The organism is Rhodococcus sp. 21391 (genome assembly GCF_016772255.1).
GTDB lineage: Bacteria > Actinomycetota > Actinomycetes > Mycobacteriales > Mycobacteriaceae > Rhodococcus_F > Rhodococcus_F opacus.
Genome location: NZ_CP063781.1, coordinates 5602819 through 5624768, shown reverse-complemented (window position 1 = coordinate 5624768; position 21950 = coordinate 5602819). Strand labels below are relative to the sequence as shown.

General features: G+C 67.2%; 23 protein-coding genes, 2 pseudogenes and 1 riboswitch. Of the genes and pseudogenes, 11 read left to right on the top strand and 14 right to left on the bottom strand.

Annotated elements, in window-relative coordinates:
* Positions 1-9: 9 nt before the first annotated feature.
* Together GO592_RS46595 and GO592_RS25955 are read right to left on the bottom strand one after the other, a co-directional pair.
* Positions 10-1908 (bottom strand): annotated as a pseudogene (locus tag GO592_RS46595) (glycoside hydrolase family 15 protein).
* A gap of 92 nt (positions 1909-2000) precedes the next feature.
* Entirely contained in the window at positions 2001-2888 is an 888-nt protein-coding gene (locus tag GO592_RS25955) for a sigma-70 family RNA polymerase sigma factor (RefSeq protein WP_007300955.1), read from the bottom strand.
* A 105-nt stretch (positions 2889-2993) separates the two neighbouring features.
* On the opposite strand from GO592_RS25955, the gene GO592_RS25950 reads away from it, so the two are divergent.
* Positions 2994-3758, top strand: a complete 765-nt coding sequence (locus GO592_RS25950; RefSeq protein ID WP_007300956.1) for an SDR family oxidoreductase — start codon at positions 2994-2996, stop codon at positions 3756-3758.
* Here GO592_RS25950 and GO592_RS25945 read toward each other — a convergent pair.
* The 3 genes from GO592_RS25945 to GO592_RS25935 all read right to left on the bottom strand — a co-directional run bounded on the left by GO592_RS25945 (position 3743) and on the right by GO592_RS25935 (position 5056).
* Entirely contained in the window at positions 3743-4657 is a 915-nt protein-coding gene (locus GO592_RS25945) for a SigB/SigF/SigG family RNA polymerase sigma factor (RefSeq protein WP_007300957.1), read from the bottom strand. The two genes, GO592_RS25950 and GO592_RS25945, sit on opposite strands and share 16 nt — an antisense overlap.
* 43 nt (positions 4658-4700) lie before the next feature.
* Positions 4701-4847 carry a hypothetical protein gene (locus GO592_RS25940; RefSeq protein WP_164709551.1) on the bottom strand — a complete coding sequence of 49 codons (147 nt, stop codon included), beginning with the start codon at positions 4845-4847 and terminating at the stop codon, positions 4701-4703.
* A gap of 65 nt (positions 4848-4912) precedes the next feature.
* Positions 4913-5056, bottom strand: a complete 144-nt coding sequence (locus GO592_RS25935; RefSeq protein ID WP_037206481.1) for a hypothetical protein — start codon at positions 5054-5056, stop codon at positions 4913-4915.
* A 314-nt stretch (positions 5057-5370) separates the two neighbouring features.
* On the opposite strand from GO592_RS25935, the gene GO592_RS25930 reads away from it, so the two are divergent.
* On the top strand, positions 5371-5697 hold the full coding sequence (locus GO592_RS25930; protein ID WP_039952951.1) for a MerR family transcriptional regulator: 327 nt from the start codon (positions 5371-5373) through the stop codon (positions 5695-5697).
* 15 nt (positions 5698-5712) lie between these two features.
* Here the strand turns inward: GO592_RS25930 and GO592_RS25925 are convergent, their stop codons facing one another.
* Positions 5713-6096, bottom strand: coding sequence for a hypothetical protein (locus tag GO592_RS25925; protein ID WP_007300959.1), 384 nt, complete (start codon positions 6094-6096; stop codon positions 5713-5715).
* Between the two features lie 240 nt (positions 6097-6336).
* Here GO592_RS25925 and GO592_RS25920 point away from each other — a divergent pair, with 240 nt between their 5' ends.
* The 3 genes from GO592_RS25920 (at position 6337) to GO592_RS25910 (ending at position 8306) form a co-directional block, all read left to right on the top strand.
* Positions 6337-6645 (top strand): MerR family transcriptional regulator, encoded by a 309-nt coding sequence (locus tag GO592_RS25920; protein WP_007300960.1) that lies wholly within the window; start codon positions 6337-6339, stop codon positions 6643-6645.
* Between the two features lie 448 nt (positions 6646-7093).
* Positions 7094-7321, top strand: a complete 228-nt coding sequence (locus GO592_RS25915) for a hypothetical protein (protein ID WP_007300961.1) — start codon at positions 7094-7096, stop codon at positions 7319-7321.
* A gap of 28 nt (positions 7322-7349) precedes the next feature.
* Positions 7350-8306 (top strand): hypothetical protein, encoded by a 957-nt coding sequence (locus tag GO592_RS25910; RefSeq protein WP_007300962.1) that lies wholly within the window; start codon positions 7350-7352, stop codon positions 8304-8306.
* 64 nt (positions 8307-8370) lie between these two features.
* Here GO592_RS25910 and GO592_RS25905 read toward each other — a convergent pair.
* From GO592_RS25905 to GO592_RS25885, 5 genes and pseudogenes are all read right to left on the bottom strand, one after another.
* Positions 8371-9510 (bottom strand): annotated as a pseudogene (locus tag GO592_RS25905) (epoxide hydrolase family protein).
* A gap of 76 nt (positions 9511-9586) precedes the next feature.
* Positions 9587-9937 (bottom strand): hypothetical protein, encoded by a 351-nt coding sequence (locus GO592_RS25900; protein ID WP_007300965.1) that lies wholly within the window; start codon positions 9935-9937, stop codon positions 9587-9589.
* A 49-nt stretch (positions 9938-9986) separates the two neighbouring features.
* Entirely contained in the window at positions 9987-10814 is an 828-nt protein-coding gene (locus tag GO592_RS25895) for an LLM class F420-dependent oxidoreductase (protein WP_007300966.1), read from the bottom strand.
* 41 nt (positions 10815-10855) lie between these two features.
* Positions 10856-11659, bottom strand: a complete 804-nt coding sequence (locus tag GO592_RS25890) for a hypothetical protein (protein ID WP_005244499.1) — start codon at positions 11657-11659, stop codon at positions 10856-10858.
* A 48-nt stretch (positions 11660-11707) separates the two neighbouring features.
* Entirely contained in the window at positions 11708-12022 is a 315-nt protein-coding gene (locus GO592_RS25885) for a DMT family transporter (RefSeq protein ID WP_005262845.1), read from the bottom strand.
* A 10-nt stretch (positions 12023-12032) separates the two neighbouring features.
* Positions 12033-12094, bottom strand: a riboswitch (guanidine-III (ykkC-III) riboswitch).
* 773 nt (positions 12095-12867) lie between these two features.
* Here GO592_RS25885 and GO592_RS25880 point away from each other — a divergent pair.
* Entirely contained in the window at positions 12868-13584 is a 717-nt protein-coding gene (locus tag GO592_RS25880; RefSeq protein WP_007300967.1) for a response regulator transcription factor, read from the top strand.
* Between the two features lie 80 nt (positions 13585-13664).
* On the top strand, positions 13665-15047 hold the full coding sequence (locus GO592_RS25875) for a sensor histidine kinase (RefSeq protein WP_007300968.1): 1383 nt from the start codon (positions 13665-13667) through the stop codon (positions 15045-15047).
* A gap of 3 nt (positions 15048-15050) precedes the next feature.
* Here the strand turns inward: GO592_RS25875 and GO592_RS25870 are convergent, their stop codons facing one another.
* On the bottom strand, positions 15051-15476 hold the full coding sequence (locus tag GO592_RS25870; protein ID WP_169693431.1) for an HIT family protein: 426 nt from the start codon (positions 15474-15476) through the stop codon (positions 15051-15053).
* Between the two features lie 140 nt (positions 15477-15616).
* Between GO592_RS25870 and GO592_RS25865 the strand changes: the two genes are divergently transcribed.
* Both GO592_RS25865 and GO592_RS25860 read left to right on the top strand, forming a co-directional pair.
* Entirely contained in the window at positions 15617-16870 is a 1254-nt protein-coding gene (locus GO592_RS25865) for a bifunctional glycosyltransferase family 2/GtrA family protein (protein WP_007300970.1), read from the top strand.
* Positions 16867-18960 (top strand): ArnT family glycosyltransferase, encoded by a 2094-nt coding sequence (locus tag GO592_RS25860; RefSeq protein WP_007300971.1) that lies wholly within the window; start codon positions 16867-16869, stop codon positions 18958-18960. The genes GO592_RS25865 and GO592_RS25860 overlap by 4 nt, the downstream gene beginning before the upstream one ends.
* A gap of 59 nt (positions 18961-19019) precedes the next feature.
* On the opposite strand, the gene GO592_RS25855 is transcribed toward GO592_RS25860, so the two are convergent.
* Together GO592_RS25855 and GO592_RS25850 are read right to left on the bottom strand one after the other, a co-directional pair.
* On the bottom strand, positions 19020-19418 hold the full coding sequence (locus GO592_RS25855; RefSeq protein WP_007300972.1) for a hypothetical protein: 399 nt from the start codon (positions 19416-19418) through the stop codon (positions 19020-19022).
* The gene (locus GO592_RS25850; protein ID WP_007300973.1) at positions 19402-19788 is read right to left on the bottom strand and encodes a nuclear transport factor 2 family protein; all 387 of its coding nucleotides are present in this window, start codon (positions 19786-19788) and stop codon (positions 19402-19404) included. Before GO592_RS25850 ends, GO592_RS25855 begins: the two co-directional genes overlap by 17 nt.
* A gap of 100 nt (positions 19789-19888) precedes the next feature.
* Here GO592_RS25850 and GO592_RS25845 point away from each other — a divergent pair, with 100 nt between their 5' ends.
* Both GO592_RS25845 and GO592_RS25840 read left to right on the top strand, forming a co-directional pair.
* On the top strand, positions 19889-21028 hold the full coding sequence (locus tag GO592_RS25845; protein WP_007300974.1) for an acyl-CoA dehydrogenase family protein: 1140 nt from the start codon (positions 19889-19891) through the stop codon (positions 21026-21028).
* A gap of 121 nt (positions 21029-21149) precedes the next feature.
* On the top strand, positions 21150-21938 hold the full coding sequence (locus tag GO592_RS25840; RefSeq protein ID WP_007300975.1) for an enoyl-CoA hydratase/isomerase family protein: 789 nt from the start codon (positions 21150-21152) through the stop codon (positions 21936-21938).
* The last annotated feature ends 12 nt before the right edge of the window (positions 21939-21950 follow it).

Here is a 21950-nt window from a genome sequence, read left to right as displayed (position 1 = left end):
CGCCTCGGCTCACATCAGTTCCCGCATCCGTTCGTGCAGGATGATGCGCCCCGCGGCCTCGATCAGCGCGAGGTGGGAGAACGCCTGCGGAAAATTGCCGAGATGACGGCCGGTGCTCGTGTCGAACTCCTCGGCGTACAGCCCGAGGGGAGAGGACACGCTGACCAACCGCCATCAAATCGGTTGCCTCCTGCACCTGTTCGACCACGGTCAGTGCTGACACCAGCCAGAACGAGCAGATCAGGAAACTGCCTTCCTTGCCCGACAACCCGTCGTCGGTTTCGCCGGTGCGGTAGCGCAGGACGAATCCGTCTTCGGTGAGATCGTTCGCGATGGCGTCGACGGTGGCGCGCAGGCGGGCGTCCCCGCGGGGAAGGAAGCCGAAGATCGCGGCGAGCAGGGTCGACGCGTCCAGCGCCTCGGTGTCGTAGTGCTGGCGCAGAATCCCGTTCTTCACCCCCGTGCTCGAGGATGTCCACGCGGATCTCTTCGGCTGTGGCGCGCCAGGTTTCCTCGGCCGAGCGATCGCCGCGGATGCCCGCGATCTTCGACGCCCGGTCGAGTGCCACCCAGCACATCAGCTTCGACGACACGTAGTGCTGCGGTGCGCCGCGAGCCTCCCAGATCCCCTGATCGGGGTTGCGCCACACCGCGGACGCGCACGTCGCCTGCTGCTGCACGAGCGGCCACAGCCGGCGGGGGAGGCGCTTGCTGCGCACCGTGTGCAACAGGATCGAGTCGAGGACGGCGCCGAACACGTCGTTCTGCCGCTGGTCGAACGCGCCGTTGCCGATGCGCACCGGACGCGCGCCCGCGTAGCCGGACAGGTCGTCGCGGGTCGACTCCGTCAGGTCGCGGGTGCCGTCGATCCCGTACATGATCTGTAGTGCGCCATCGCCGTTCGACTCGAGGTCGGCGATGAACTGCATGAACTCGTCGGCCTCCCAGTCCAGGTTCAGATAGTGCAGAGCCTGCAGTGTGAACGTGGAGTCCCGCATCCACGTGTACCGGTAGTCCCAATTACGTTCGCCACCTGGAGTTTCCGGTAGGGACGTGGTGAGGGCCGCGACGGTGGCGCCCGTCGGCATGTACGTGAGTCCCCTTGATTGTGAGGGCGGACCGCTGAATCGCCTCCCGCCACCGGTGGTCGGGAAAACGTGCGTGGCTGAACCAGCGCCGCCAGAGCCCCGAGGTTGCATCGAGTTGCGCGACAGCCTCTTCCGCAGTTTCCGGTGCGGCGAGTTCCGCCGCCCACGACAGCGCGCAATAGAGGGTTTCACCCTTCTCCAGTACGTGCCGGGCGCGCACCCGCCCACCCTCGATGCCGAGCGCCATGTCCGTCCGCAGGCGCAGGGTCCGTCCCGCGCCGCTCGCGTCGGCGGTGTGCCGGTCGCCGTCCACGAGAACCCACTCCGCCGGTGTGCGCCCGTAGTCGAACACGGGCTCGCACACCAATTCCACCTCCACACTGCCGTCGAGGCAGGTGACCGTGCGGACCAGCATGTGATCGGCATCCTCGTCGGCAGGCGGCCGCGTGTGGGGAGTGATCGTGTCCTCTCCGCGGCTCGGCCCCATCGTCAGTGCACTGCGCACGGTCACCCAGCCGGTCGGTGTGTTCCACACCGCCGAAATGGTGTTGCTTCCCGGCTCGTACTGCCGGGATGCCGGAACGTTGAGCCCGAACGGGCCGATCCGGAACATCCCGGCCTCACGGTCGAGGAGGGACCCGAACACGCTGGGCGAGTCGAACCGGGGCACGCACAGCCAGTCGACGGAACCGTCCGGCGCGATCAGCGCCCCGGTGTGACAGTTCGAGAGGAAGGCGTAGTCGGCGATGGGCGGGAACGGCGACGGCGACGGCGCGGCTGCGCTCTGGGGTGGGGCGTCGTCGTCCGAGGCAGTAGTCACGTTCGCGCCCCTCTCCCGGCAGTGTCGGCCACCTCCATGCTGCGGGTCGGGGCGCGCAGGGTCATCACCCTGTACGGGTGACCGGGGTCCCGTCAGTCACCGAGAACCGCGAGATCGAGTCGGCGGACGCGATCGGGTTCCGCGATGACGTCGATCTCGGTGATGCTGCCGTCCGCGATCGTGAACGCCAACACCAGGTGCAACCGCCCGTGGAGAGCCATCACGAGCCCGACCGTCCCGTTCACCAGGGCGACCTGGGTGAACCGGGCCCGTTCCGAGGAGGCGAGAGCGCCCCTGGCCACGATGCGAGCACCCCGGATCACGAGAGGCGCCGGGGTGGGGCCGACAGCCGGATCGGCGCGGAGCACCACATCCGGATCGAGCAGGGCGACCAGCGCGTCGAATTCGCCGCCGCGGGTAGCGGCCAGATAGGCGTCGACGACGCGGCGCTGGCGTTCCAGATCCGCCGTGTCCGGCGCCGGCGAGACTCCTTTCACCCGTCGGCGGGCGCGGCTGGCGAGCTGCCGAACCGCCGGGGAGGAGCGGCCCACGATGGGGGCGACGTCGTCGAAGGGCACGTCGAACATGTCGTGCAGCACGAACGCGAGCCGCTCGGCCGGGGTCAGCGTGTCGAGCACCACGAGCAGTGCCAGCCCGACCGAGTCGGCTAGCACCGCTTCGTGTTCGGGGTCGCCACCGTCCTCGTGACCGACGACCGGGTCGTGCGCCTGCACGTCGAGAGGTTCCTCGCGCCGCTGCTCGCGTGATCGCAGCACGTTCAGGCACACCCGCGACACCACGGTGATCAGCCACGCCTCGAGATTGTCCACGTCGCCGGTGTCGGCGCGGTTCATGCGCAGCCACGCCTCCTGGACGGCGTCGTCGGCTTCGGTCACCGAGCCCAGCATCCGGTACGCGACGGCCCGCAGCCGGGGCCGGTGTTCCTCGAAACGCCCCGTCAGCCGATCGCGGTCGTCCACCGTGTCACATTCCTTCCTCGCCGCGTGTCTTAGCTGTAGATCCACCGAAAACCAGCTGCCGAGACCGGGAAACCGAGTCCCGCATCCAACGAATCTGGAGAGATCATGACATCACCCATTCTGATCACCGGCGGTACGGGCACGCTCGGACGTCAGGTCGTCCCACTGCTGCGGGCAGCGGGTCGGGACGTGCGGGTTCTCAGCAGGCACGGCCGCGAGCCCGGCGACGGCGTCGAGTACCTGGCCGGTGACTTGTTCGAGGGCAAGGGAATAGAGCCTGCGCTGGAGGGGGTCGAGATCGTTCTGCACTTGGCGGGCGGACCCAAGGGTGACGAGGTCGCGACGCGGAACCTGGTGGAGGCCGCCTCGCGCGCCGGGGTGCAGCACCTCGCGTACATCTCGGTGATCGGCGCCGACGGCGTTCCGCTCGGCTGGTTCGGATCCAAGCTGGCAGCGGAACGAGCGGTGGCCGACTCGGGTGTGCCGTGGACGACGCTGCGCGCGGCCCAGTTCCACGACCTGGTGCTGACCATGCTGCAGAAGATGGTGAAACTGCCGGTGATCCCGGTGCCGGGCGGACTGCGCTTCCAGCCGGTCGATTCGGGGGAGGTCGCGGCGCGACTGGTGGAACTGACGCTCGCGGCACCGGCCGGCCTCGTACCCGACCTGCCCGGGCCGACCGTGTACGGCATGGCCGATCTGATGCGCGGATACCTGAAGGCGACCGGAAGGCATCGGCTGATGATGCCGGTCCGGATGCCGGGAAAGGCCGGCCGCGCGTACCAGGAGGGCGCGAACCTGTCACTCGACGTCGCAGCGACGGGCAAGCGGACGTGGGAGGATTTCCTGGCCGACTACGAGAGCATCTGACCGCCGACGTCGGCGAGTTTCCCGCGCAGATCCGCCAGGGTCTTGGTCAGGAGCCGAGACACCTGCATCTGCGAGACACCGACCCGCGCTGCGATCTGCGACTGGGTCATGTTGCCGAAGAAGCGCAGGACCAGCACAGTGCGTTCGAGATCGGGAAGTGATTCCAGCAGAGGTGCGAGGACCACGTGGTCCTCGACGTGCGCGAGGGCAGGGTCGACGTCGCCGATCGTCTCCGACAGCGGGCGTTCGTTCTCACCGAGCGGAAAATCGACGGACAGGGTGCTGTACGCGTCGGCGACCCGGAGCCCCTGGACTACTTCGTCCTTGTCGATCCCGAGGGCCTCGGCCAGTTCGCTCGCCGTCGGAGCGCGTCCGAGCGTGGTGGTCAGGTCGGTTGTCGCGTTGGTGAGGGAGAGGTGCAGTTCCTGCATGCTGCGCGGGACGCGCATGGCCCAGCCCGTGTCGCGGAAGTGCCTGCGCACCTCGCCGGTGATGGTCGGGACGGCGTAGGACACGAAGTTCCCTCCGCAGCGGGCGTCGAAGCGGTCGACGGCCTTGACCAGACCGAGGCGGGCGACCTGGATCAGGTCGTCGAGTGGTTCGCCGCGACCGTGGAAACGCCGGGCGATGTGTTCGGCGAGCGGCAGGCAACGTTCGATCAGTCGCTGTCGCAACACTTCGCGGCGGGGGTCGGAGGCGGCGAGCCGGCCGATGGCCTCGCACTGTGCGGGCACGTCACGGTACTGGTCGCGCTCGCCGCGCGCGGCCTGCGGGCGTTCCAGTCGTCGGTCGTCTGTTGCGACCTCCGCCGCAGGCTTCGTGCGACGCGTCGGCGTCGTCCTCGGGGGGATGCGACGGATCTCGCAGGATGGTGCTAGGAGCTGGGTGGACACATTCATGGCTCTGCCCTTCTCTGACCGGCCGGCATCGACAATGGCGTCGCTATTCGACGAGTGCGGGTGAGGTGTCGGCGGCCTCGTCGGCGAACATCGCCTCGATCCGGGCCTTGATTTCCTCGGTGCTCATCGTTGCTCCGCCTCGCGAGGCAGTAGTGGTGGCGGAAGCGTGGGATGTGGAACTGGCGGGCATGAGCGATGTGTCCTGTCGGGTGTGAAGGGTCGGTTTGAAACGGAGAGCGGTGGCCGGGCCGGCCGTCAGGTCGGCAGGGAGGAGAGGAGGGTGAGTGCGCTGAGGGCCAGCGTGGCGATCAGGCCGCCGGCGATCGCTCCACCACTGCGTGCGCCGAGAACGAGGACTTCGCCGTCGTGGGGAGCGTTCTGCGGGTTGTGTGTGGTCATCGCTTCTCCTTGGTGCCCAACTCATGGTGAGAACTTATCTGCGTTGAGGGATATAGATTTGTTCTACAGTCATAGCGCAGGAAGTTCAAGCGGAATCGGCAAGATAGCTGCTCGAGACGGTGATCGCCGGGCCGGAGAACCGGACCGGGAAGAGATCAGATGAGGCCGGGTGGCCCTCCGGCTGCCGAGAACTGCGATGCAGGAGTGGGGACAGCGCGGTACGCGCAGGGCGGAGCGAACCTGCACCCCCTGCGGCACATTGTGTCTACCGAACCTTGGTAGGATTGATGCGCCCTGAGAAGAAGGGAGATCCGGTGACGTCCTCTCATGTGCCGCTTCGTTCGCAGCGGGGTGTGTACGGGATCTCGGTAACGTCGGAGTTGACGGGTATCGGGCCGCAGACGCTGCGCTTGTACGAGCGGCGAGGGTTGATCACACCGACTCGCACGGGCGGTGGAACACGCCGGTACAGCGAGGACGATGTCGCGCGCCTCCAGAAGATCACCGAACTCGTCGCGGCCGGTGTCAATCTGATCGGAATCGGTCAGATCCTTCAGCTCGAAGCCGAGAACGCGATCCTCGCGGCGCGCAACGCCGAACTCGAGCGGCTCGTGCAGTCCGAGATTCCGGACCGCGCCTGAGCCGCGCCTACCGGCTCAGCTCGCAGACTGGTCGTTGGTGGGGGTGAACTCGTCGAACGACGCGTCGGCAGACTGCCATTTGCCCTTCGCCCGGATATCGGCGAACGCGAGGTCGAACGCGTCCACCAGCCATGCGTGCTCGGCGGCGGCCAGAAGTTCGTCGGACGTTCCGTCGGTGACGCCCTGGTAGAGGCTGACCCGCCATTCGGACGTGTCCTCGACCGTGTCGGTCAGTCCGTCGGCGGCGTTGGATGCGAGAAGGTAGCGGTTGTACTCGAAATCGACCCGGATCGCATAGCCCGCACCGGTGTTGACCACATTTGCCGGTCGCTGAGTTGCCGCGGCGAGCGCGGTGAGAGCGTCGCGATAGCGGTCTGCGTGTTCCTGAGTGCGGGGCACCGTCTTCTCGTCTCTGGGGCAGAGGCCGTGGCACTCGCGGCCACGACACCTCCACGAACCCTGCCTGGACGGCCTCGGTTCGTGTTCGGTTCGGATCCGAGATTACGTCACCCGGTCCTGATCCTCGCCGCAGCCGAGGGCGCGTGCTGACTGCAATATGCAAAATCTATATCTCCAATTGCAGATTCGTTTCATTCGTTTGTTAACATCAGGTGTTCCTTAAGCAGAAGGGAGCCTGTTGTGACCATCGATGCCCTACCCCGCTCGTGTCGCGGGGTCTACGGAATTGCGGTGACGTCGGAGTTGACGGGAATCGGCCCGCAGACCCTGCGGCTGTACGAACGTCGCGGATTGCTGACCCCTGCCCGGACCAGCGGCGGCACCCGTAGATACAGCGAAGACGATCTGGTCAGGCTGGCGCGCATAGCGCAGCTCATGGAGGACGGGGTGAACGTCCCGGGTATTCGGAGGATCCTCGCGCTCGAATCCGAGAATGCGGATCTGGCGTCCCGGTTGGAAGGCTCGGGGGGCGACTCGGCCGGAGAGTGATCCGTACGGCCACCGGGGATCGACGAATTCCCGGATCGACGTCGGTCTCCGTCTCCGGTCTTCGAGAGCGCGCGCATCTGCGGATGTGTCATCCGTGCTGGTCCTGGTGGTTTTCAGAGCGGTGATCCTCGCGTCGTTCGATTCTCTTGATCGCAAGGGTTGAACTTTACTGATGAGTAGTTATGATGAAATCTGTATCAGCCAGAGCAGATAAGTTGACGACCTGAACGAGCCGCACGCATACGAGCATGTGACGTTGCGGCAGGGAGAGAACAAGCAATGGCCGAACGAGACACTGCCCGTCCAGTCGATGTCGTCAGCGCGCTACCGCTGTACATCGCGAAGCCCGGGCACTGCACGAAGGCGCCGACAGCGTCGTCCGGCGAACGTCCTCTCGTGTAGTCCCGACTCTGGTCCGCATTCGAGACTTCAGACGGGAAATCGAACCATGACCCTTGCCCACTATGCACTCCGCACGCGCCCTCCCCGGCACGCGAAGAATCAGCAGGACGAGCCCGACCGTCGTTTCTCGCTCGGGACCGCTCTCATCGCTGCGCTCGTTGCCGCCGTGCCCGCGGTGTCCGTGACCGGATCGGCGGTCCTCGCGGCCGTCACCGGTGCGTCCGTTCTGATCGGCGTCCTACTCGCGGCATATCTCATCTCCAGCCTGATCTGACCGCACCCACGTACTGGAAGGACACACCATGACCGTCCCCACACTGATCACCCAGCTGCACGCCGTCCTCGATCTCACCAATACCGAAATCCAGGTTGCCGAAACGCGCGTCACGCAGGCGCGCACGGAGGCCGTGCGCCGAGAACTGACCGAGAACGCCGAAAACGGACGCCTCCGCGCGGAGGCGATCTCACGCGCCATCCGCGATCTCGGGGGAGTGCCGGAGATCGTCGGCCCCCTGCTCGGCCGGGTGGCAGCGGCGCTGAAGGCGATGGCGGAGCAGGCACAGCCGTTCGACGAGGCCCTGCTCGGCGACCTCGCCCTCGAGCACCAGCTGCTCGACCGGGCGCGGTACGTGAAGGCCCTCGCGACCGCGGCTGGGAAGCAGGACGTCGTCCGGTTGGCCGATCGGCTGGTCACCGCGCACGCCGCGACCGTCGACTGGTTGACCACGGTGCTCGCGGAGGAGGCGCTCGGCGGACCGGCGGCACTGCGACGCACCCCGTTCCAGGCGGCGACCGGCGCCACGATCCGGCTGATCAACGTCCCCGTCTCGTGGTCCGCGCGCGGCATCGACCGTGCTCTCGACACGGCCCGCACCACCCCGCCGATGCTGAGCGCGTTGCTCGGGCGAGGCGCCCACGCGGGCGACGTCGCGGTGAAGACGCTCGCGGCATCGCGTGATGCCGCCCTCGAAACGGCCGAGCAGGTCACTCGCAACGAAGGCGCTGATGGAGTCGCCGACGCGATTCATTCCGCACGCGCCGCCGGTGGCGTCCTGGAGGCGGATGAACTCCCGATCGCCGACTACGACGACCTCAACGTGTCCCAGGCCGTCGCCGCGGTCAAGGAACTGACCGATCCCTCCGACGTGCGCACCGTCGTCGCCTACGAGGAAGCCCACAAGGACCGTCAGGGCGTGGTCTCCGCGGCCCAGACGCGACTGGCCGGCATTGCCAAGGAGGTTGCCGGTATCGGCAACTGACGCAACACCGTCGACGAACTCGCCGGTCCCGATGCCCGGGGCCGGCGAGTTCGTCGTGTCCCGCTCAGCGGAGTCCGGCGAAGAACTCCCGGATGTCCGCGGTCAAGGTCTCGGGCTCTTCGAGTGCGGCGAAGTGACCGCCACGGTCCTGACGTCGGTCCATCGCGTGACCGCGTGTTCCGGTTCGGCGTAGCGACGGATGCCGACGTCGTGGGCGAAGACGATGACCGCGGTCGGGGTCCCGGACGCGGATTTGGCGGCGCCCCAGGATGATTCCTGCATGTAGCCGACGTACGCGGACGAAGACGCGGTGTCGGTAAGCCAGTACAGCATGACGTTGGTGAGCAGCCGGTCGATGCCGACGACGTCGTGGGGGAGCGCCTCGCGGGGATGCGTCCACTCGCGGAACTTGTCGACGATCCAGGCGAGCTGGCCCACCGGCGAATCAGCCAGCGCGGCACCGAGAGTCGCGGGTCTCGTGGACTGGATGGAGATGTAGCCGAACTCCTCGGACATGAACCGGGGCACCCGGTTCAGGCGATCCCGCTCCAGCGGTGACAGACTCGCCCGCTCCGCCTCGTCCAGCTCGTGGAGCGGAACCCCGACGTTGCCGTTGAGATGCACCCCGATCACCGCGTCCCGGGCGATGCGGGCGACCTCGGGTGACGTCCGCACCGATGTCGCCGCCCTGTACACCGTAGCGGTGGTAGCCGAGCCGGCTCATCAGCTCAGCCCACGCCGTGGCGATACGGGTAGTGTCCCAGCCCGACTCGCGGACCGGTCCGGAGAACCCGAATCCTGGCAGCGACGGCACGACCACGTGGAACGCGTCGGCGGGGTTGCCCCCGTGCGCTGCGGGGTCGGTGAGGGGCCCGATCACGTCGAGGAACTCGACGAACGAACCCGGCCAGCCGTGGGTGAGGACGAGGGCCAATGCGTCCGGTTCGGGTGAGCGCACATGGAGGAAGTGGATGTTCTGACCGTCGATCTCGGTGACGAACTGCGGGATGGTGTCGAGCGACTTCTCCTGCGCCCGCCAGTCGAACTCGTCGCGCCAGTACGTGACGAGTTCGACCAGGTAGGACGTGGGCACACCGCTCACCCAGTCGTCACCCGGGAGGGGTGTGCCGAACCGGGTGCGCGCGAGGCGATCGGCGAGATCGTCGAGTTGCTCCTGCGCGATGTCGATGCGAAACGGACGGATGGTCTTCGTCGTGTCGGTCATACCGGGCACGCTACGAAGGATTGAGGACAGTTCCGGTCCTCGATTGCGATCCGGGTCAGCAGGCCCCGGTCTTGGCGGCGTCGTAGGCCTGGATCATCTGGTCCTTGCGCTCCTGCGGGGCGTCCTTCCACTCCGGCGTCTCGGCCGACTGGGTGAAGAGGTCGTCGAGGGCCTTCGTGCGGTCGAACGTCTCGCCGCTCTGCTGCGCGCGAGCCTCCGCGCCGTTCGCGTACTGGAGCAGGCCTTTGCACAGGTCCACGACGGCGGGCAGGTCTGCGGAGGATGCCTCGGTGGCCTCGATCGTTGCGCTCGCCGGGGACTCGGCCTCGGTGGTGGTCGATTCGGAACTGCATGCCCCGAGCAGCAGGGCGGCAGGGATCAACAGCGCAACGATGGTTCGTGTCATGCGAAATACATACCAGAGGCACGGGTCGGCTGCTGTCGGCCGGTCGGTCCTATGCACGAAGCGGCAGCAGTCTCGCGAGCTGCCGGGCCGCCTCGTCCGGCCGCTCACCCAGTTCGTTGACGACGACATGATCGGCACCGGCCGCGAGGTGGCTGTGGACCCGCGCGACGATCGCGTCCGCATCGCCCCAGGCGACCAGGTCGTCGACGAGCCGGTCGCTCAACCCCGCGATGTCGTCGGCGCCGAAACCCATCCGTACGAAGTTGGTGGCGTAGCCGCCCACCCCGGACAGGAAGCGGAGCGGAACGCGGGCCGTGTCGCGGGCCTGCGCGGCGTCGGTGCCGAGCACCGTCATCAGCGAGACGACGAGCGTGGCGTCCGGACCGAGGATGCGCCGCGCCTCGGCGGTGTAGTCGGGGGTGACGAGGAGCAAGACGGCCCCCGCGGCCCTGTCCCGCGCGAGTTCCAGCTTGCGCGGGCCCAGCGCGGCCAGAATCCGTCGCTTCGCAGGCACCGGCGGACCGAACCGGTCGAGCCTGTCGAGATACTCGTTCAACGCCCGGAGCGGCCGGGGGACCTGCGGGCCACCCAGTCCGACGACGAACCGGTCCGGCGCCGTGATCTGCAGATCCGCATGAAGCTGTGCGACGGCGCCCGAGTCGTACACGCCGATCGGGATGATGCCGGTCGCGACCGGGATCGAGTCCGTCGCCCGGACGACAGCCGAGATCCGGTCCAGGCTGTCGATCTGACCGCCCCGCAGCCAAATCGCCGAATAGCCGAGGGACTCCAGTCGGGCCGCCTCGTCGAGGTACGTCTCGTCCGGTGAGATGTTCAGGGAGATGCCGACGGGTCCGAGGCCTTCGATGCGAGTCATGACCCGACCGTAAAACCTCGAGTCACGTTCAGGTCAAGGCGTCAGGCGGGCCCGAGTGTGTAGTCGACGCCCGGGCGGTCGCCCTTGCCCTTGAGCCAGCGTCCCGGCAACTTGCCGGCGAGGTCGCCGAGCGGCCCGACCGCGGCGCTGAGAATCCCCACCGTTTCCTGCAGCAGGTCGATGCTGGCGCTCATCCGCTCGAGATTGGGCGCCAGCGCCGTCAAGGTCTCGGACAGCGCGACGATCTGGTCGAGCGGGCCGCCCTCGGCGATGAGACGTTCGAACGCGCCACCCTCCGACAGCAGGGTCTCGAGGATGCCGTTCTCGGCGAGCGCCCGGTCCACGAGTCCACCCGGCGCCGTGAGCCGCTCGACCGCACCGTCCTGCGCGGTCAGCCGTTCGAGCGGTCCCTGTTCGGCGGTGAGACGGTCGAGCAGGCCGTCCTTCGCGAGAAGCCGTTCCAGGGTTCCGTCCTCGGCGAGCACCCGGTCGAGCGGGCCGTCCTTGGCGAGAACCCGCTCGAGCGGGCCGCCCGGCTCGAGCAACCGTTCGAGGGTGCCGCCCTCCGAGGTGAGTCGGTCGACGGGACCACCCGGAGCGAGCAGGCGGTCGAGCGGACCACCCGGCTGGAGGGCCTGCCCGAGCGGCCGGTCGTTGGCCGCGAGCGACGACAGCTGGCTGATCACCTGCAGCGGGCTGCCCTGGGTGCTCATCCCCGTGACCACACCGGTTCCGGCGACCGCCGTCCGGACGGTCACCAGGCTCGCTTCGGCGATTCCGAGACCGACATCGGCCGCCGCGAGACCGACACGCACCGGGAGGGTCATCAACGACACCAGGTTCATGGAATTACTGTAACCCGCGACACACAAGCATCGAGTGTCGCGATCCGGTCAGTGCAGAACCTTCAGTCCGACGACGCATCCCACGATGCCCAGGATCAGGAGGATCTTCACCAGCGAGGAACTCTCGGCGCCGGTCACCATCGCGAACCCGACCGTGAGGGCTGCGCCGATGCCGACCCAGACCGCGTACGACGTTCCGATGGGGAGACTGCGCATCGCGAACGCCAGACCCGCCATGCTGAGAATCAACGCGACGCCGAACACGACACTGGGTCCGAGTTTGCTGAACCCGTCCGATCGGCCGAGGGCGGTGGCCCAGACGGCCTCCAGGACTCCCGACAGCACAAGCACGATCCACGCCATGACAAACCTCCGGGCACCGTCTTGTCGCTGGCCGGGTACGGTGCGCTCGTCCGGATGTCGTGTCGACGATTTCCACGGTACCCAACGGGGCGCTCCGCGCCTGTGAGTGGTGAGCGAGTACACGCACTCCTCGGACGCGCACGGGTTGCGAATGCGCCGATTATCTCGCAGATCGAGGTCGCCTCATTTATTGTCGAGCGAAACAGTGAATTCTGTGCATATACCACGGAAGATAACGAGGCACATCATGATGCTCGGACTGCTCGCGGCCATCAACAGCGCATTCACCCTCGGACTCGCCAACACGATCGGGACGTTCGGTGGAGTGGTACTCAACCTGAACGTCGTAGCCTGAACTTCCTGCCTGTCAAGGCAACTCCGCTCCCGCAACCCCGCTGTCGGATAGACGGCGGGGTTGTCTCGTGCGTTCGACGACCGGAGGCGACGGCACGCGGAGCGCAACTTTCCCATCCTTGCTCATGCGCCGAGAATTTCCCCCTTTTTCGGTTAAGAAGAATGGGTGATTTTATTCGGGGAATTCGCGTGCGTGTGTCGCCGCGAATTCTTCGGAGTTGACCTAGTGTCATCCGCAACGCGCACGGACAGCGCGCAACCACCCCTTCCCAGGGGCAACGATGGAGGTCATGATGCTCGGACTGCTCGGGGCACTCAACAGCGGTGTCACACTCGGATTGGCCAACACGATCCTGACGTTCGGCGGGGTAGTACTCAACCTCAACATCGTGGTGAACTGACGACCGGAAACCGACCGCACGGGCCGACGGTACCGGCTCCCAGGAATCTCCCAGGAAACCTACAGCGACGATCCAGCGGCGCGAGTGATGATGGGTTGCGTGAATGAGAAGCCTGTCGAAGCCCGCGTCCTCGTCGTCGACGACGAGCCGAACATCCTCGAGTTGCTGTCCGTGAGTCTGCGGTTTCAGGGATTCGAGGTGGCGACGGCGTCGACCGGGGCCGAGGGACTCGACACGGCCCGCACGTTCCGCCCGGACGCCGTCATCCTCGACGTCATGATGCCGGGAATGGATGGGTTCGGCCTGCTCAAGCGGCTGCGCGCCGACGGTGTGTACGCTCCGGTGCTGTTCCTCACCGCGAAGGACGCGGTGGAGGACAAGATCAGCGGACTCACGCTCGGCGCGGACGACTACGTCACCAAGCCGTTCAGCCTCGAAGAAGTGGTGACCCGGCTGCGCGTCATCCTGCGGCGGGCAGGCAAGGTGTCGGTGGAGGAACAGTCCGCCCGCGTCAAGTTCGCCGACATCGAACTCGACGACGACACGCGGGAGGTCTGGAAGGCGGGCGACCTGGTGTCGCTGTCGCCGACGGAGTTCACGCTGCTGCGGTACTTCATGGTCAACGCCGGCACCGTGCTGAGCAAGCCGCGGATCCTCGACCATGTCTGGAACTACGACTTCGGCGGTGAGGTCGGGGTGGTCGAGTCGTACGTGTCCTACCTTCGCCGGAAGGTCGACACGGGTGAGACGCCGCTGATCCACACCCTCCGCGGAGTCGGCTACGTGATGCGAGAACCGCGGCGATGACCGCGCCTGCGGCTCCGCGGGAGTCGGCCGAGGCGGTCGCCGCTGTCCCGAACAGGCCTGCGCGACGGTGGATTCGCTCGATGCCGCTGCGCATCACCCTCGTCGGTGCCGTGCTCCTGCTCGCTGCGCTCGGGCTCCTCGCATCCGGTGTCGCAGTGACGTCGGCGCTCGAAAATTCGCTGACCAACCGCGTCGATCACCAACTGCACGATGCGGCTCAGGGGTGGGCGAAGCCCGGCAAATCGCGCCCGCTGCCGCCGCCGGTCGAACCGAACCTCGGCCGCCCACCGAGCCCGTTCTACGTCCGCACGACGCTGCCGAACGGAACGGTCCTGCGCGAGATCAACGACGAATCCGTCTCCCCCGCGCTGCCCGAGAACCCGGCGGCCGGGCCCGACACGGTCGGCTCGACCGACGACTCCGACGTGCGGTGGCGGGTGCTGACGACGACCGCGCCGGACGGAACCGAGACCACCGTCGCGATGACACTCACCGAGAACGACGAAACGGTGAACCGTTTGATCGTCCTGCAACTCATCATCGGTGTGGTGGTGCTGATCGCGCTGGGAGTGGTCGCGTACTTCGTGGTCCGGCGCAGTCTGCGACCCCTCGTCGAAGTGGAGGAGACCGCAGCGGCGATCGCGTCGGGTGACTTGCACCGGCGTGTTCCGGAACGGGACGACCGTACCGAGATCGGACGACTGTCCGTGGCGCTCAACGGAATGCTCGCTCAGATCCAGCACGCGTTCGCCGCCACCGAGGCGTCGGAGGAATCGGCGCGGCGCTCCGAGGAGAAGATGCGGCGATTCGTCGCCGACGCGAGCCACGAGCTGCGCACCCCGCTCACCACGATCCGCGGCTTCGCCGAACTGTATCGACAAGGCGCGATGACCGACACCGAAACCCTGATGAGCCGCATCGAAGGGGAGGCGTCGCGGATGGGACTCCTCGTGGAGGATCTCCTGATGCTCGCCCGGCTCGATGCCCAGCGCCCCCTCGAGACCCGGCCCGTCGACCTGCTGTCGGTGGCCTCGGACGCCGTGCACGGGGCACGCGCTCTCGCCCCCGATCGGTCCATCGCGCTCGACGTCCGCCCCGGACCCGGGACACCGGAGGTGATCGGTGACGAGGCCCGGCTGCGGCAGGTCCTCGGCAACCTGCTCGCCAACGCCGTCAAACACACCCCCGCCACCGCGGACGTGACGGTGCGGCTGAGCACCACCGAACACAGCGTCGTGCTCGAGGTGGCCGACACCGGACCCGGACTCAGCGAGGAGGACGCGGCCCGGGTGTTCGAGAGGTTCTACCGCACCGACGCCTCCCGCACCCGGGAGAGCGGCGGCAGCGGGCTGGGCCTGTCGATCGTGGCGGCCCTGGTCGCCGCCCACCGCGGGTCGGTGACCGTGGACAGCCGGCCCGGTGAGGGTGCCACGTTCCGGGTGGAACTGCCGCGGTCGAGCTGACCGTCAGTCGGGGACGTTGCCGCCGTGGCCGAGATCGCGCAGCGCCGCCTTGAGCTTCGACTGCGCCTCGTCGAGCGATTCCTGGGACGGATTCTGCTCGGCGTTGCTGATGTTGAAATCGCCGAGGTCGTAGGCCGGGAAGACGTGTACGTGCAGGTGCGGCACCTCGAGACCGGCGATGAGCAGACCCGCCCGCGGTGCGTCGAAAGCGGGGCGGACGGCCTGTCCGATCGTGCGGGCGACGTCCATGACCTTCGTCCAGATCTCACCGTCGACGTCCTGCCACTGGTCCACCTCCTTGCGGGGTACGACGAGCGCATGGCCCTGCGTGACGGGGGCGATCGTGAGGAACGCGACGACGTCCTCGTCCTCCCACACGAAACGTCCGGGCAGATCTCCGTTGATGATGGCGCTGAATACAGATCCCATGGCCGCCATTATGCGGCTTCGCCCCCCGTGAGTACTTATTAACCTCCCGCGGTTAACAAGTACTCACAAGAGCGAAGCGCACAGGAAACTCCCAGCCTCCGTCCAGAGTCATCGGAGCGTACGGGACGAATCTTGGACGCATGACGACGAATTCCCTCTCCCGCGCACCGGGCGCCATGGGACGACTCGAGACCCCCGAAACCTCCGAGACCGCGCCCGTGCTCGACGTTGTCGTGCCGGTCTACAACGAGGAAGCCGGACTCGAACGTTGCGTGCGCCGGCTGCGGCGGCACCTCGACGAGAACGTTCCCTACTCCGCCCGGATCACCATCGCCGACAATGCCAGCGTCGACGCCACCCTCGCAGTGGCGCACCGACTGGCCGCCGAGATCGACAGCGTCCGTGTCGTGCACCTCGACGAGAAAGGGCGCGGCCGCGCTCTGCGTGCAGTGTGGAGCGGCTCCGACGCCGAGGTGGTGGCGTACATGGACGTCGACCTGTCGACGGACCTCAACGCCCTGATGCCGCTCGTTGCGCCCCTGCTGTCGGGGCATTCGGACGTCGCGATCGGCTCCCGCCTCGCCCGCTCGTCGCGGGTGGTCCGGGGACCGAAGCGCGAGTTCATCTCCCGCAGCTACAACCTCATCCTCCGCAGCGCGTTGCACGCGCGGTTCTCCGACGCGCAGTGCGGGTTCAAGGCGATGCGGGCGGACGTCGCGCAGCGCCTGCTGCCGCTGGTCGAGGACACCGGATGGTTCTTCGACACCGAGCTGCTGGTGCTCGCGGAACGCGCCGGCCTGCGCATCCACGAGGTCCCGGTCGACTGGGTCGACGACCCGGACAGTCGCGTCGACATCGTCGCGACTGCCGTCGCCGACCTCAAGGGCGTGTGGCGGGTGGGCCGGGCACTGTCCACCGGATCGCTGCCCATCGGCAGCCTCCGCGACAGTTTCGGCCGCGAGCCGCTGGTGCCCGGAGTTCCGCGTGGCATGGTCGGGCAGCTGGCCCGGTTCGCCGTGATCGGCGCCGCGTCGACCGTCGCGTACGCGCTGCTCTACCTGATCCTGCATCCGATCGTGGGCGCGCAGTGGGCCAACGCCGTCTCACTGCTCGTCACGGCCGTGCTCAACACGGCCGCGAACCGCGCGTTCACGTTCGGTGTCCGCGGATCCGAGGGCGCCGCCCGGCATCAGATGCAGGGGCTGCTCGTGTTCGCCTTCGGACTGCTGCTCACCAGCGGTTCGCTGTACGTCCTCCACTCGGCGGCCCCGGACGTGTCCAAGCACGTCGAACTCGCCGTCCTCGTCCTCGCCAATCTCGTTGCCACCATCAGTCGTTTCATAGCCCTTCGCTGGGTGTTCCGGAACGCACGCCCCGAAGGAGCTCACGCATGACGACGACCCTCGAACAACCGAAGGTCGAAGCGGCCGAACCACCTCCCGCCCGCAGGCGGTGGGAGCCGTGGGCGCTCGCCGCACTCCTGGTCGGGACCGCGGTCGCGTACATCTGGGGGCTCGGCGCCTCCGGCTGGGCCAACTCGTTCTACGCCGCCGCGGTCCAGGCGGGTTCGGAGTCGTGGAAGGCGTTCTACTTCGGATCCTCCGATGCCGCCAACTCCATCACCGTCGACAAGCCCCCGATGTCGCTGTGGCTGATGTCGCTGTCGGTCCGGGTCTTCGGGCTCAGCTCGTGGGCGATGCTGGTACCGCAAGCACTGCTCGGGGTCGGTTCCGTCGCCCTGCTGTACGCCACGGTGAAGCGGTGGTTCGGCGCCCCGGCGGGTCTGCTCGCGGGTCTCGTGCTGGCGCTGACGCCGATCGCGGTGCTGATGTTCCGGTTCAACAACCCCGACGCCCTGCTGGTGCTGCTAATGATCGCCTCCGTGTGGGCGATGCTGCGGGCCGTGGAGGACGGACGCACCCGGTGGATGGTGCTGACCGGCGTGTTCGTCGGTTTGGGGTTCCTGACCAAGCAGCTTCAGGTGATGCTCGTCGTCCCGCCGCTCGCTCTGACCTATCTCGTCGCGGGACCGCCGAAGTTCGGCAAGCGCCTCGCCCAGTGCTTCGCGGCGCTCGGCGCGATGATCGTCTCCGCGGGCTGGTGGTTGCTGATCGTCGAACTGTGGCCGGCGTCGTCGCGGCCCTGGATCGGCGGTTCGCAGAACAATTCGATCCTCGAACTCACGCTGGGCTACAACGGTCTCGGCCGGTTGAACGGTGAGGAGACCGGCAGTGTCATGCCCGGCGGCGGTCGAGGGGAGCTGGCAGCGGCCATGGGCGGTGCCGGCGAGGCCATGGCGGGCGGCCGCTTCCCCGGAGGAGGCGCCCCCGGCGGTGGCGGTATGTGGGGTAGCACCGGCATCACGCGGATGTTCGAGTCGGCTCAGGGCGGTCAGATCGCCTGGCTGATCCCGGCCGCACTGATCCTGCTGGTCGCCGGTCTCGCACTGCGCGGCAGGGCACCTCGCGTCGACACCCAGCGTGCGTCGTTTCTCGTGTGGGGTCTGTGGCTGCTCGTGACCGGACTGACCTTCAGCTTCATGGCGGGCATCTTCCACGCGTACTACACCGTCGCACTCGCACCGGCCGTGGCCGCGCTGGTGGCGATCGGTTCGGCGACGCTGTGGCGTCGACGGGACACGCTGTGGGTGCGGGCGGTTCTCGCCGCGACACTGCTGGCCACCGCTGCCATGTCCTGGGTTCTGCTCGGACGCAGCGCGTCGTTCGTGCCGTGGCTGAAGTGGGCCGTGGTCGTCGTTGGCGTCGTCGCTGCGGTTGCCGTGCTCGTCCCGGCGCTGACCCGAGGCCGGATCGCTGCCGTGGTCACGCTGGCCGCGCTGTTCACCGGCCTCGCCGGTCCGACGGCCTACGCCGTCGACACCATCGCGACGCCGCACACCGGTTCGATCGTCTCGGCCGGACCCAACGTCGAAGGCGCCCACGGAGGCCCCGGCGGGATGGGTGGCCCCGGCGGCATGGGTGGCCCTGGCGGCATGGGCGGTGCCGGACGCACCGACGGTGCCGCGGCGCCCACCTTGCCGGGCGGTGCCGTTGCCGGCGCAACGGACGGCGCGGCGGCAGGAGCCACCGACGGCATGGGCGGTATGGGTGCCATGGGCGGCGCCGTCGGGGGACTGCTCTCCGGCAGCGAGCCGGGCGCCGAGCTGGTGGCGTTGCTCGAACAGGATTCCGGCAACTACACCTGGGTGGCAGCGGCCATCGGATCGAACAGTGCATCCGGCTACCAGCTGGCCACCGAGGATCCGGTCATGCCGATCGGCGGATTCAACGGCAGCGATCCGTCACCCACGCTGGAGCAGTTCCAGCAGTACGTGGCGGACGGCAAGATCCACTACTTCATCTCCGGCGGCCGAGGCGGCGGAATGGGTGGAGACGGAACGGCATCGGAGATCTCCACCTGGGTGCAGGAGAACTTCACCGCCGTCACCGTCGACGGCGTGACCCTGTACGACCTCATGTCCTGACCGAAACCGGCTGTGAGTACTTGTTAACCGCCCGCGGTTAACAAGTACTCACAGCTGTTTCAGAGGGGGAACGAGATCTCGGGTGTGCGGCAGATCAGCAACCTCCGTACGCGTCCCGAACCGTCGAGCTGTGCCGAGGTGTTGAACGAGGCCTCGAAATCACCGTTCCGTGTGGTGCGTCCCAGTGCCAGCTCGACCTCTCCCACACGAGCTCCCGCGAGGACCTCGTGTACGAGCACACTCTTCTCGCGTTGCTGCAGGTACTCGACGAGACCGCCGCGATCCCCGACGAATTCGGCGGCATTCCCACCGCCGGTGGAGAATTGAACCGACATCCGGAAGTCGTCGGTGATCATGTTCAGGACGCGGTCGGGATCGTCCGAATCCATGATCGCGAACCACGCGACCAGTACGGGAGTCGCAGAAGTCGTCTCGTTGAGGTCAGTCGCGCTTCCCATGGGTCAACTCCTTTGTGAGAATGCTGAATTCCGTGTCGAAGGACACCTCGTACGCATCGATGGTTCCGTCGCTGTCGAGGTGCATGGCGGCGAGGAAGTAGCCGGTCGTCTTCACTTCGTTCTCGACGACGGAACCGTAGGCGAACTGGACGTCGCCGGCGCTGCTCGTTCGGAGCAGCACGTGTCGTCGATCGACCGGGGGCCGTCCCCTCAGGTAGTCGCGCATGTCGGCGCGGCTGTACCCCCTGCGGACGGTACCCGGGAGGACTATGGCGAACTCGATCGATTCGTCGAGCAGGGCAACTGCGTCGTCGATCCGGCCGCTGTCGAGGATCGCGTAGTACCGCTCGATTGCGAGTGCATCGGTCATGAAATGAACTTAGTTCAACCCGGCGCTGCTTGTCGAGAGTCCTTGCCGTGACAGCTTCGGCGAAACTAAACTGAACTCACGTCAATTTGAGGAGAGTTCCATGCCGACCCCCCATTCCCATCCCTGGCCCGAGACCGAACCCCCGGCGATGACGCCTGTCGCCGAGCACGACGATATCCGGGCGGTGGTCCGCCAATTGCTGGATCGGCATTCGACGCTCGAGGCCGGCCGACTCGCCGCCAAGTCGGAAATCGGCTATTCACCCGAGTTGTGGTCGCTTCTCGTCAAGGAGATGAACGTCGCCGCCCTGACGGTGCCGGAGGATCGCGGCGGTCTGGGTTACGGCGTGGTCGAACTCGGGATCGTTCTCGAAGAATGCGGGCGCGCGCTGGTCGGCGAACCCGTACTCACGTCCGCGACGCTGGGAGTGCACGCCCTGCTCGCAGCCGACAGGTGCCCGCAGGGCGACGACCTGCTGGGGCGAGTCGTCCAGGGCGAACTCGTCGCAACCGTGACAGCTCTCAGCGCGGAGACCGATTTCGTCGACGCCACCCGAACCGGAGACCGCTGGTCGGTGTCCGGCCGCGCGACCAATGTCGTGCAGGGCGGCGCGGCCGATATCGTCGTGCTACTCGGGCGCGGTGACGAGGGGCCCGGCCTGTACGCGGTCGATCTGCGTACCGCCCCGGTGCGGCGCACGGAGCTTCCGGTCATCGATCCCAGTCGGCGGCAGGCGAATCTGCTCTTCGACGACGCGGCCGCGGTGCGTCTCGTCGGACCCGGCGATGCACTGCGGACGGCCGCATCGCTGCGGAGCCTCGGAGTGATCGGGCTGGCGTGCGAACATGTGGGAATCGTCGATCGTTTACTCGAAAGCACAACGGAATACACGATGCAGCGCCACCAGTTCGGGCGAGCGATCGGCTCCTTCCAGGCCGTCAAGCATCGACTGGCCAACACTTTGGTCGAGTTGGAGAAGGCTCGATCGGCGGCGCGGTATGCGGCCGCCGTGTTCTCGGAAGACCCCGACTCCGCGGCGCTCCCGGCCGCGGTTGCGGGGGCGATCTGCACCGAGGCCGCGATCGCCACCGCCCTCGAGGCCGTGCAATTGCATGGCGGTGTCGGCTTCACCTGGGAACACGCGACGCATTCCTACGTTCGCCGCGCGCTCGGTGACGAACCGCTTCTGGGGGATTCGCGGGCACACCGCAGTCGCGTTGCGGATCTCGTCGGGCTCTGAATCGGGGCGTCTGCCCTCGGCTGAATCGAAACCTCTTGCTCCGCGCTATTGACGGACCATCTTCCACCCAGTAGAACTGAAGTGAATCCAGTTCAGTTTCATTCCTCGAAAGGACACCGACATGGTGGACACCGACCACATCGTGCTCGAGAAGGACGGCGACGTCGCCCGCGTGTGGCTCAACCGCCCGCACAAGAAGAACGCGGTCACCGTCGAGCTGCTGCATCGCCTCGACGAGATCATCGTGGAGGTCGACAACGACCCCAACCTCAAGGTGCTCGTCCTGCGTGGACGTGACGGCACCTTCTGCTCGGGCTTCGATCTCGACGAGCTGCGGGAGAAGTACGTCGGCTCCACCACCGCGATGGACGTCGCCGTGCTGTCCGCCAAGGTGTGCGACCGCCTGTACTCGATGAATACACCGTCCGTCGCGGTGCTCGAAGGCTTCGTCACCGCAGGCGGTTTCGAGCTCATGATCTCCTGCGACTTCGCCATCGCCGCCGAGGACGCCCGTATCGGCGACTTCCACATCCGCCGCGCGCTGTTCGGTGGGGCAGGCCCGATCTACCGGCTTCCGCGGATGATCGGCATTCGGAAGACCAAGGAGCTCATGCTGACCGGCAAACTCCTGACCGGCAAGGAGGCGGAGGCCTTCGACCTGATCAACGCCTCGGCGCCGGCCGAAGACCTCGACAAGCTCCTCGCCGAGTTCATCGCCCCGATCGTCGACAAGAGCCCGTTCATGATGAAGCTCACCAAGATGTGCATCGACCGCGGTCTCGACGCGGACATCCAGTCGCTGATGGTGATGGAGCACCTCGCCGTCGGCAATGCGCTGCAGTCCGAGGACGCCCGAGAAGGCGTGAACGCCTTCCTCGAAAAGCGTGAGCCGGTCTGGGTCGGTCGCTGATCCGATACCGAC